At 51.6% G+C, this 10,968-nt stretch carries 8 protein-coding genes; 5 read left to right on the forward strand and 3 right to left on the reverse strand.

The genetic code is table 11. From position 1 onward, the window contains the following. The first annotated feature begins 45 nt into the window (after positions 1-45). The 3 genes from HMPREF2726_RS09645 (at position 46) to nagZ (ending at position 4,417) form a co-directional block, all read left to right on the forward strand. Entirely contained in the window at positions 46-1,548 is a 1,503-nt protein-coding gene (locus HMPREF2726_RS09645) for a DegQ family serine endoprotease (RefSeq protein WP_036528958.1), read from the forward strand. Between the two features lie 189 nt (positions 1,549-1,737). After that, a complete protein-coding gene (locus HMPREF2726_RS09650; protein WP_003765874.1) occupies positions 1,738-3,258 on the forward strand; it encodes a Na+/H+ antiporter NhaC family protein in 1,521 nt (506 codons plus the stop codon). A gap of 70 nt (positions 3,259-3,328) precedes the next feature. Then, positions 3,329-4,417 carry a beta-N-acetylhexosaminidase gene (gene nagZ / locus HMPREF2726_RS09655; RefSeq protein WP_009311114.1) on the forward strand — a complete coding sequence of 363 codons (1,089 nt, stop codon included), beginning with the start codon at positions 3,329-3,331 and terminating at the stop codon, positions 4,415-4,417. Between the two features lie 312 nt (positions 4,418-4,729). On the opposite strand, the gene gdhA is transcribed toward nagZ, so the two are convergent. Then, entirely contained in the window at positions 4,730-6,067 is a 1,338-nt protein-coding gene (gene gdhA, locus HMPREF2726_RS09660; RefSeq protein ID WP_003776652.1) for an NADP-specific glutamate dehydrogenase, read from the reverse strand. A 530-nt stretch (positions 6,068-6,597) separates the two neighbouring features. On the opposite strand from gdhA, the gene HMPREF2726_RS09665 reads away from it, so the two are divergent. Beyond that, positions 6,598-7,392, forward strand: a complete 795-nt coding sequence (locus HMPREF2726_RS09665) for a thymidylate synthase (RefSeq protein WP_009311115.1) — start codon at positions 6,598-6,600, stop codon at positions 7,390-7,392. 62 nt (positions 7,393-7,454) lie between these two features. Here the strand turns inward: HMPREF2726_RS09665 and lapB are convergent, their stop codons facing one another. Then, a complete protein-coding gene (gene lapB / locus HMPREF2726_RS09670) occupies positions 7,455-8,624 on the reverse strand; it encodes a lipopolysaccharide assembly protein LapB (protein ID WP_003761889.1) in 1,170 nt (389 codons plus the stop codon). Positions 8,625-8,636: 12 nt separating this feature from the next. Further along, positions 8,637-8,981, reverse strand: a complete 345-nt coding sequence (locus HMPREF2726_RS09675; protein WP_070603182.1) for a LapA family protein — start codon at positions 8,979-8,981, stop codon at positions 8,637-8,639. Positions 8,982-9,368: 387 nt separating this feature from the next. Here HMPREF2726_RS09675 and ilvE point away from each other — a divergent pair, with 387 nt between their 5' ends. Further along, positions 9,369-10,367: a branched-chain-amino-acid transaminase gene (gene ilvE, locus HMPREF2726_RS09680; RefSeq protein ID WP_049227520.1), complete on the forward strand. Its 999-nt coding sequence runs from the start codon at positions 9,369-9,371 to the stop codon at positions 10,365-10,367. Positions 10,368-10,968 lie beyond the last annotated feature (601 nt).

Raw genomic sequence — 10,968 nt, forward strand, 5'->3', positions numbered from 1 at the left:
GAACACAATCCGTTATTCGGAAAAGGAAACGCGGTGCGCGAAAAAATGAACAAATACAGATACTTTGCTTTGGTAACGGCTTCTGCGCTGGCCTTGGGCGGCTGTGACAAAATCAGCGGCTTCTTCGGCGGCGACAGTAAAAGCGAAGAATTCGTACAAAGAATCGAACCTTCCAAAGACGACGGCAGCGTCGGTATGCTGCTGCCCGATTTCGCACAATTGGTGCAAAACGAAGGTCAGGCGGTGGTCAATATTCAAGCCTCCCCCGCAGGGCGTGCCGCAGGCAGCGGGCAGTCTGAAGAGCAGGGCATGGATTTAAGCCAATTCCCTGACAACGACCCGTTTTACGAGTTTTTCAAACGCCTTGTCCCGAATATGCCCGATATGCCGGAAGACCAATCTGCCGACGAGGATTTGAACTTCGGCTCCGGCTTCATCATCAGTAAAGACGGCTATATCCTGACCAATACCCACGTCGTTGCCGGCATGGGCAATATCAAAGTCCTGCTCAACGACAAACGCGAATACACCGCCAAGCTGATCGGATCGGATACGCAATCCGATGTCGCGCTGCTGAAGATTGACGCTTCGGAAGAATTGCCCGTCGTCAAAATCGGCAATCCGAAAGATTTGAAACCGGGCGAATGGGTTGCCGCCATCGGTGCGCCGTTCGGCTTTGACAACAGCGTTACTTCGGGCATCGTGTCCGCCAAAGGACGCAGCCTGCCGAACGAAAGCTACACACCTTTCATCCAAACCGACGTTGCCATCAATCCGGGTAACTCCGGCGGCCCGCTGTTTAACCTGAAAGGTCAGGTAGTCGGCATCAACTCCCAAATTTACAGCCGAAGCGGCGGATTTATGGGCATTTCCTTCGCGATTCCGATTGATGTGGCGATGAATGTTGCCGAGCAGTTGAAAACCAGCGGTAAGGTTCAGCGCGGTCAGTTGGGCGTGATTATTCAGGAAGTGTCTTACGATCTGGCGAAATCGTTCGGCTTGGACAAAGCCAGCGGCGCGTTGATTGCCAAAGTGATGCCGAACAGCCCTGCCATGCAGGCAGGATTGCAAGTGGGCGACATCGTCCGCAGCGTTAACGGCGAAGAAGTGCGCGTGTCCAGCGATTTGCCGGTCATGGTCGGCTCGATGCTGCCGGGTAAGGAAGTTTCGCTGGAAGTATGGCGCAAAGGCGAGAAGATTAATGTGAAAGTCAAACTCGGCAGCATGGCGGAGCAGAACGAAACGTCTTCACGCGCTACCGAGCAGCCGCAGCAGGCAAATCCGGCGGACGGCTTTACCGTCGATAATACGGGACTGACCCTGCGCGTCGATGAAGGTGCAGGCAAAAGCCGCCTGATTGTTTCCCGCGTCAGCGGCGCGGCGGAACGTGCCGGACTCAAACGCGGCGACGAAATCCTCGCCGTCAGCCAAATCAGCGTCAACGACGAATCGAGCTTCCGCAGCGCGTTGGCAGGCGCGGGCAAAAATGTGCCGCTGCTGGTTCAGCGCGACGGCAATACGCTTTTCCTCGCCCTGACCCTGCAATAAGGTGCAACGCAAGCGCCATTCAATGATAGAATACCCGCCATCCTAAGGTGGCGGGTATTTTGTAATTTTAGCAACTGATTGATTTGTTTGTTTTTTGATGGTTTTGCTCTTTTGGCTTTGTCAACAATCGCATTCAAAGGTCGTCTGAAAACGTTCCGCTCCGATTGACTTCCTATTAATAAAAATATTATGCACCTGATTGATTATTCACATTCGTTTTTATCCGTCGTGCCGCCGTTTTTGGCATTGGCGCTTGCCGTCATCACCCGCCGCGTGCTGCTGTCTTTGGGCATCGGTATCTTGGTCGGCGTTGCCTTTTTGGTCGGCGGCAGCCCGATTGACGGACTGACACACCTGAAAGACATGGTGGTCGGACTGGCTTGGGCAGACGGCGATTGGTCGCTGGGAAAACCTAAAATCCTGATTTTCTTATTGTTGCTCGGTATTTTCACTTCTCTTTTAACCTTTTCGGGCAGTAATCAGGCGTTTGCTGATTGGGCGAAGCAACACATCAAAGGGCGGCGCGGCGCAAAAATGCTGACTGCCTGTCTCGTATTCGTTACCTTTATCGACGACTATTTCCACAGTCTCGCCGTCGGCGCGATTGCCCGCCCCGTTACCGACAAATTCAAAGTTTCCCGCGCCAAACTCGCGTATATCCTTGACTCTACCGCTGCGCCGATGTGCGTACTGATGCCGGTTTCAAGCTGGGGCGCATCGATTATCGCCACGCTGGCAGGTCTGCTCGTTACTTACCACATCACCGGATACACGCCGATGGGTGTGTTCGTCGCCATGAGCCTGATGAATTATTACGCCCTGTTCGCCCTGATCATGGTGTTTGTCGTCGCTTGGTTTTCTTTCGACATCGGCTCGATGGCGCGCCTTGAAAAAGCGGCATTGCAGGAAACCCATGACGAATCCGCCGGCTCTGACGGCCCTAAAGGCAGGGTTTACGCGCTGATTATCCCTGTTTTGGTGTTGATCGCATCCACCGTTTCCGCCATGATTTACACAGGCGCGCAGGCAAGCGAAACCTTCAGCATTTTGGGCGCGTTTGAAAATACCGATGTAAATACCTCGCTGGTGTTCGGCGGTACTTGCGGCGTACTCGCCGTCGTCCTTTGCACGCTCGGCACCATCAAGGCCGCCGACTATCCCAAAGCCGTCCGTCAGGGCATATCTTCGATGTTCGGCGCGATTACCATCCTGATTCTTGCCTGGCTCATCAGCACCGTCGTCAGCGAAATGCACACCGGCGACTACCTCTCCACGCTGGTTGCAGACAATATCCATCCCGGCTTCCTGCCCGTCATCCTCTTCCTGCTTGCCAGCGTGATGGCGTTCGCCACAGGCACAAGCTGGGGCACGTTCGGCATTATGCTGCCGATTGCCGCAGCGATGGCGGTTAAAGTCGATGCATCGTTGGTTATCCCGTGTATGTCCGCCGTGATGGCTGGCGCGGTTTGCGGCGACCACTGTTCGCCCATTTCCGACACCACCATCCTGTCTTCCACCGGCGCGCATTGCAACCACATCGACCACGTTACATCGCAACTGCCTTACGCCCTGACCGTCGCAGGCGCGGCAGCGGCAGGCTACCTCGTGTTGGGCATGACGCAATCGGCTTGGCTGGGCTTTTTCGCCACCGGCGTCGTCATGACCGCCCTCATCTTCATACTGAAAGACAAAAAAGGCAAAGCTGCCTAATGTGTTTTCCCGTTTTCAGACGACCTTTGATACTTTAAGGTCGTCTGAAAACATTTTAAGGAATCCAAAAATGAACGCTCCCCATTCCATCCCGCGCGGCCCCGTTATGGCAGACGTCGCCGCCTACTGTCTGACCGAAGAAGAAAAACAACGCCTGATCGACCCGTCTATCGGCGGCGTCATCCTGTTCCGCCGCAACTTCCAAAACGTCGGGCAGCTCAAAGCCCTTGTTCAAGAAATCAAAGCACTGCGCACGCCCGAACTCATCATCGCCGTCGATCACGAAGGTGGCAGGGTACAACGCTTCATCGAAGGCTTCACCCGACTGCCCGCCATGAACACTTTAGGACAGATTTGGGACACCGAAGGTGAAGCCGCCGCCAAAGAAAAAGCCGAGCAGGTCGGCTGGGTATTGGCGACGGAGCTGACCGCCTGCGGCATAGACCTCTCCTTCACGCCCGTCCTCGACCTCGACTGGGGAACATGCCCCGTCATCGGCAACCGCAGTTTCCACCGCAACGCCGACACCGTAACCCAGCTCGCCCTTGCCCTGCAAAAAGGTCTGAACCGAGGCGGCATGAAATCCTGCGGCAAACATTTCCCCGGACACGGATTCGTCGAGGGCGACAGCCATTTGGTGCAACCCGAAGACACGCGCAGCCTTGCCGAACTCGAAGCCGCCGACATGATTCCGTTCCGCGCCCTAAGCGGCGCAGGCATGGCGGCGGTCATGCCCGCCCACGTCGTTTATCCGCAAATTGACGGTAAGCCCGCCGGTTTCTCCGAAAAATGGCTCAAACAAATCCTGCGCCAAGACATCGGATTTAAAGGCGTTATCTTTTCAGACGACCTCACTATGGAAGGCGCAGGCGCAGCGGGCGGCATCAAAGAACGTGCAAACGCTTCCTTTACAGCAGGCTGCGACATCGTCCTCGTCTGCAACCGTCCCGACCTCGTGGACGAACTGCGCGACGGCTTCCAAATCCCCGTCAATCCCGATTTGGCAAGCCGCTGGCAATACATGGCGAACACATTGGGCAAGGAAGCCGCCCAAGCCGTGATGCAAACGCTCGATTTCCAAGCCGCACAAGCCATGACCGCGCAACTTGCCACGCCTAAAGACACCGCCGGCGGCGTGAAAGTCGGCGAAGCGTTTTAAAGGCGTTTGGTTTAGAAAGTATGAAAGAAGGTCGTCTGAAAAGCTGAATTGGGCTTTTTCAGACGACCTTTTGTCCGTTTATAGTGGATTAACTTTAAACCAGTACGGCGTTGCCTCGCCTTGTCCTGATTTAAATTTAATCCACTATAGTAAAACGAGGCAGGTTTGAAATCACATTAAGGTGCGCTTTATTGTGTGTCTGCCTTTGAATCCGCTATAAGCAGTTCCGAACAGTAAAAAAGGTCGTCTGAAAACCTTGAATTAAGGTTTTCAGACGACCTTTCCACATCCTAAAGTCAGGACAATACAGGCTTATACGATACCTTGCGCCAGCATCGCATCGGCGACTTTGACGAAACCGGCGATGTTCGCACCGTTGACGTAGTTGGTTTTTCCGTTTTCAGTGCCGTATTTCAGGCAGGATTCGTGGATGCTTTGCATGATGTCGAACAAGCGTTGGTCGACTTCTTCGCGGCTCCAAGCCAGACGGACGGCGTTTTGGCTCATTTCTAAGCCTGAAGTTGCCACGCCGCCGGCGTTGGAGGCTTTGCCCGGTGCATACAGGATGCCCGCTTTGACGAACTGATCGACCGCGCCCAAAGTAGAAGGCATGTTCGCACCTTCGGCAACGACGTAGCAGCCGTTTGCCAGCAGGGTTTTGGCGGCTTCTTCGTCCAATTCGTTTTGGGTCGCGCAGGGCAGGGCGACTTCGGCGGCAACGCCCCACGGTTTTTGGTTTTCAAAGTATTTCAAACCTTGCTCTTTGGCATAGGTGGAAACACGTTCGCGACGGACTTCTTTCAGCTCGATAAGCGCGGCGAGTTGGTCTTCGGTCATGCCGCTGTCGGGGAAGAGGACGAAGCCGTTGGAGTCGGAAACGGTCAGCACTTTCGCGCCCAGCTGGATGGCTTTTTCGGCGGCGTATTGCGCGACGTTGCCGGAGCCGGAAATCAGCACGCGTTTGCCTTCAATCGAGTCGCCGCGTGTTTGCAGCATGGATTGGGCGAAGTACACGGTACCGTAGCCGGTCGCTTCAGGACGGATGAGGCTGCCACCCCATTCGAGGCCTTTGCCGGTCAGGACGGAGGCAAATTCGTTGCGGATTTTTTTGTATTGTCCGAAGAGGAAACCGATTTCGCGGCCGCCTACGCCGATGTCGCCCGCAGGTACGTCGGTGTTCGGGCCGATGTGACGGTAGAGTTCGTTCATAAAGGCTTGGCAGAAACGCATCACTTCGGCGTCGGATTTGCCTTTGGGATCGAAGTCGGAGCCGCCTTTGCCGCCGCCCATAGGCAGGGTGGTCAAGGCGTTTTTGAACACTTGTTCAAAGGCGAGGAATTTCAATACGCCCAAATCGACGGTCGGGTGGAAGCGCAAGCCGCCTTTGTAAGGACCGATGGCGGAGCTCATTTGAATGCGGTAGCCGCGGTTGACTTGGACTTGTCCTTTGTCGTCCACCCAAGTGACGCGGAACATAATGACGCGCTCAGGTTCGACGATGCGTTCAAGCAGGTTTTGTTGGGTGTATTTCGGATTTTTTGCCAAAAACGGGCCCAAGCTCATGAATACTTCTTCAACCGCTTGGTGAAACGGCTCTTGATTGGGGTTACGTTGTTTGAGGTTGGCAAACAAGGCGTTCAAATCGGTCATTTTATGCTCCCTGTGGATTAGATTGGAAAGAATGATGAATTTGTGGAAAGCAATATAAACCTAATTTTTTTGCCTGCCAAGCGGTTTTGATGAAAATTGTTGACATTATTTTTTTGAGAATTTTATTATTTGATATATATAGCCAATAAAATACAAAAATATTTTTGAAAATTTCATAATTTTAAAATAAATTGATTATATATTCTAAGTAATTTAACTAGAAATTTGAAATGAAAGAGTGTAAAAAATTCAATCCGACACAAATTTTCATGTGAAAACGGTCAATATTGTCAACAATTTTACGAAAATTACCCTTGGGAAACAGGGTAAGAAAGAAAATAACACCTTAAAAAACGAATTTTGTTTCAGATAGAAAAACGTGTTTCAGGACAATCCATAACGGATAATGCCAAGGTCGTCTGAACCCCGTTTCCAGTTTTCAGACGACCTTGATTATGCTGTTAATCGACAAATTGCTATACAATACGCCCCAAATCATCTCCAACAACACACACTCTTAAAGGACACCAATGAAAGCCTACCTCGATTTAATGCGCCATGTTCTCGAAAACGGTACCGATAAATCCGACCGTACCGGTACAGGCACTCGTTCGGTGTTCGGCTATCAAATGCGCTTCGATTTGAGTCAAGGCTTTCCGCTGCTGACCACCAAAAAGCTGCACTTGCGCTCGATTATCCATGAGCTGCTTTGGTTTCTCAAAGGCGATACCAACATCAAATATTTGAAAGATAATAATGTTTCCATTTGGGACGAATGGGCGGACGAAAACGGCGACTTGGGGCCTGTGTACGGCTACCAATGGCGCAGTTGGCCTGCACCCGACGGCCGCCATATCGACCAAATTGCCAACGTCGTGGAGCAAATCAAGAAAAACCCTGATTCCCGCCGTCTGATTGTGTCGGCATGGAATCCCGCGCTGGTAGACGAAATGGCATTGCCGCCTTGCCATGCGCTGTTTCAGTTTTACGTTGCCAACGGCAAATTGTCCTGCCAGCTTTACCAACGCAGCGCGGACATTTTCCTCGGTGTACCGTTCAACATTGCCAGTTACGCGCTGTTGACCATGATGATTGCCCAAGTCTGCGGGTTGGAGGCGGGCGAATTTATCCATACTTTGGGCGATGCGCATCTGTACAGCAACCATTTCGAACAGGCAAAACTGCAATTGAGTCGCGACACCCGCACGCTGCCGGTGATGAAAATCAATCCGGAAGTCAAAGACTTGTTTGCATTTAAGTTTGAAGATTTCGAGTTGGAAGGTTACGACCCGCATCCGCACATCAAGGCCGCCGTAGCGGTGTAGGGTAGGGAATAGATAAAAGGTCGTCTGAAACTTTTTTCAGACGACCTTTTTGTTGGTTTGCTTCATACTTCGATTTTATTGGGCGTGAAGGTTTCCCATTTGTTGCAGGCAGGGCAGTGCCAGAAGAAGACTTGGGATTTGAAGTGGCAGTTGCGGCAGCGGTACATGACGCTGCGTTGGAGTTGGCGGCCGATGACGGAACGCATCATGTCGGCGTCGGCTTTCCACGCGGGATTCATGTCGCTGATTTTCAAACCGAGCAGGCGGTATACGCCGTTGAGGTCGGGTTTTTGACGTACGAGGTCGATGGCAAGTTGGGCGGCTTCGCTTTCGCCTTTGAGCAGCAGGGCTTTTTCGTAAATGACGTTGATGAGGTCTAAATCGGGGAAAGTCTGCATGTAGCCGATGAGCCGGTTCAGCCCTTCTTCCTGTTTGCCTTGGGCCGCGTAGGCTTCGTAGAGTTTTTCGCCGACCATGCTCAGGTAGGCATGGTTTTGCTGCTCGATGGCGCCGTATGCCTCGACAGCGGCAGGGAAATTGCCCTGTTTGGTTTCGATGTCGCCCAAAATCATGTTGGCGCGGGCGCATTTTTTGTTGGCATCCAAAGCTTTTTGGACGTTGTAACGGGCGGCGTCAAGATTGGATTTGAACAGCGCGGTTTGGGCAAGTTCGCAATAAAACTGTGCAATTTCAAATTGGTAGGTCTGCTCGTCGTGGCTGAGGAGTTGCGCGGTTTCGATGGCTTTTTCCCAGTCGCGGTCTTGCTGGTAGATGCTGAGCAGGTGCTGACGGGCTTCGCGCGCCATGTTGCCTTCCTGCAAGCCGATGAAGATTTGTTCGGCACGGTCAACCAAGCCTGCGCTTTGGTAGTTTTGCGCGAGTTCGAACAACACCCGCGCGCGTTTTTCGTTGACGGTATCGGGCGAGTCGAGCAGGGCTTGGTGCATATTGATGGCTTTGTCGTTTTCGCCGCGCTGACGGTAGAGTTTGCCCAAGGTCAGGTTGAGGTCGTAAGACTGAGGCTGCTGGTCGATGACTTCCGCCAGTTCGCGGGCGGCACGGCCGCTGTTGCGGTCAACCAATGCATCCAGACTTTTGTAAAAGCCGGCAGGCACGCTTTTCGCCTGTTTCAACACGGTTTTCATGTCAATGCGGGCGGCAAACCAGCCCATGGCGAAAAAGACGGGCAAAAGGGTAATGGGCAGGAGGATGACCCACAATTCGTTGTCCATGTGATTCCTTTTTTAAGGCTTGGGCGTTTGTACGGGTTGTTTGGCAGGGGCCGTCGTTTGCGGCGCAGGTTGCTGCGGTACGGGGGCGGTAAGGTCTTTTTCGCTCAAATGCGCGTGTTTTTTGACTTCGGCACGCAGGCGGTTGTTTTCGCTGCGCAGCGCCAAAAGTCTGCCGAACAGGGCAAACATACCGAACACGATGCCGATGACGAATGCGCCGAAGAGGACGACAATCAGCGGTAAATCGGCTTTCTGACCGGGCAGGTAGTGGAAGGCGACGCTGTCGGTATTGATGACGGCGAGCAGTAAAAACAATAATAAAATGATGACTTTGATAATGGTATAAATCAGTTTCATGGATGTCTCCGGCGGTATGCCTGTCGGAAAGTTTTGAAAAGGTCGTCTGAAAATTCAATAGGCGGTCGATAGGGATTCCGTTTCCGAATCCGTTTGCCGCAGATGCGGCTTAGTTTAAACGATTTGGATTGTTTCGGATAGGATGTGCGGCAGTTTTCAGACGACCTTAGGCTTCATTATATATATGTAGTACACGGTAGGCATGATTGCTGACAATTCGTATGCGTATCGGAATGGATGGTTTTCCGTATTTCTTTATCAGGCAAGGGCTTGGGCGAAAGCTGTTTGCGAAACAAGTATTCGGACTTGTCAAAACCATCCGTACAGGCGTATCTTTCAACTTTTAATATCTAAACAGAACCAAACAGAATAAGAAAGGCAATCACCATGAGCAGACCCGTACCCGCCGTGTTCGGCAGCGTCTTCCACGCCCAAATGCCCGTTATCGCCCACAAGGACGGCAAATGGCAGCCGACCGAATGGCAAACTTCCTCAGACCTCACCCTCGCGCCCGGCGCGCACGCCCTGCATTACGGCAGCGAATGCTTTGAAGGCTTGAAAGCCTTCCGTCAGGCAGACGGCAAAATCGTTTTGTTCCGCCCGACGGCAAACATCGCCCGTATGCAGCAAAGCGCGGATATTTTACACCTGCCGCGACCCGAAACCGAAGCCTATCTGAATGCACTGATCGAATTGGTCAAACGCGCCGCCGATGAAATTCCCGATGCGCCTGCCGCGCTGTATCTGCGCCCGACGCTCATCGGTACCGACCCGGTTATCGGCAAAGCCGGTTCGCCGTCCGAAACTGCGCTGCTCTATATCCTCGCGTCTCCGGTCGGCGACTATTTCAAAGCTGGTTCGCCCGTGAAAATTTTGGTTGAAACCGAACACATCCGCTGCGCACCGCACATGGGCCGCGTCAAATGCGGCGGCAACTACGCCTCCGCCATGCCTTGGGTACTGAAGGCAAAAGCTGAACATGGTGCAAATCAAGTCCTGTTCTGTCCGAACGGCGACGTACAGGAAACCGGCGCGTCCAACTTTATCCTGATTAAAGGCAACGAAATCATCACCAAGCCGTTGACCGACGAATTCCTCCACGGCGTTACCCGCGATTCTGTGCTGACCGTCGCCAAAGACTTGGGCTACACCGTCAGCGAACGCAATTTCACCGTGGACGAACTCAAAGCTGCAGTCGAAGAGGGCGCGGAAGCAATTCTGACCGGCACCGCCGCCGTCATCTCACCCGTAACCTCTTTTGTCATCGACGGCAAAGAAATCGAAGTGAAGAGCCAAGAACGCGGCTACGCTTTGCGTAAAGCCTTAACCGACATCCAATACGGTTTGGCGGAAGACAAACATGGCTGGTTGGTTGAAGTGTGCTGATTTGATTTCGTATTAATAGAACAGATCCAAAGGTCGTCTGAAAGAAAATTTCTTTTCAGACGACCTTTTTATTTTGTAAACAGATTTTGCCGTGCCATTTGTAAAAAAATATCCTGATGTTTGGTGCGTTGTTGTGAAAAACAGTCACTATTTGAACTAAAAAATAAAAAAATTTTTCTATTTTTCAAATGATTAAAAAATTTTAATATTTGCTAAGTTATGAAAATGTAATTATACCAATCCAATATGCTAGAATCATTTCATTACTCGTTTGGTATATTTAGTTGCTGAAAAATGTCGAAAAAAGGGACTTAAATCGACATCGCAGTGAACTAAATAGATACTCTAGAACTCTGATAGACTTAGGTTTTCGTTTTTTAATGTAAAGCAGTGTTTAATATATTAATGTGACATTACAAGATGACTGTTCCAAAGTGAGAACTTTGGAATGACTTTTACAAGATCATGAAAAGTCGTCTGAATGTTATAGGGATATTTAAGTGCGGTTTTATGTTTAAAAGGCGGAAGGATTAAAAAAAGAGCGTCAGGTTTTGAGGTTTTAGAATGAGTAATAATCGTTACAGCTATTTAAATGACGATG

This window comes from Neisseria sp. HMSC074B07 (genome assembly GCF_001810355.1).
GTDB lineage: Bacteria > Pseudomonadota > Gammaproteobacteria > Burkholderiales > Neisseriaceae > Neisseria.

Coding starts and splice junctions, on each gene's coding strand:
- HMPREF2726_RS09650 (WP_003765874.1), top strand. CDS start 1,738: ATGCACCTGATTGATTATTCACATTCGTTTTTATCCGTCGTGCCGCCG.
- HMPREF2726_RS09675 (WP_070603182.1), bottom strand. CDS start 8,981: ATGAAACTGATTTATACCATTATCAAAGTCATCATTTTATTATTGTTT.
- gdhA (WP_003776652.1), bottom strand. CDS start 6,067: ATGACCGATTTGAACGCCTTGTTTGCCAACCTCAAACAACGTAACCCC.
- HMPREF2726_RS09665 (WP_009311115.1), top strand. CDS start 6,598: ATGAAAGCCTACCTCGATTTAATGCGCCATGTTCTCGAAAACGGTACC.
- nagZ (WP_009311114.1), top strand. CDS start 3,329: ATGAACGCTCCCCATTCCATCCCGCGCGGCCCCGTTATGGCAGACGTC.
- ilvE (WP_049227520.1), top strand. CDS start 9,369: ATGAGCAGACCCGTACCCGCCGTGTTCGGCAGCGTCTTCCACGCCCAA.
- lapB (WP_003761889.1), bottom strand. CDS start 8,624: ATGGACAACGAATTGTGGGTCATCCTCCTGCCCATTACCCTTTTGCCC.
- HMPREF2726_RS09645 (WP_036528958.1), top strand. CDS start 46: ATGAACAAATACAGATACTTTGCTTTGGTAACGGCTTCTGCGCTGGCC.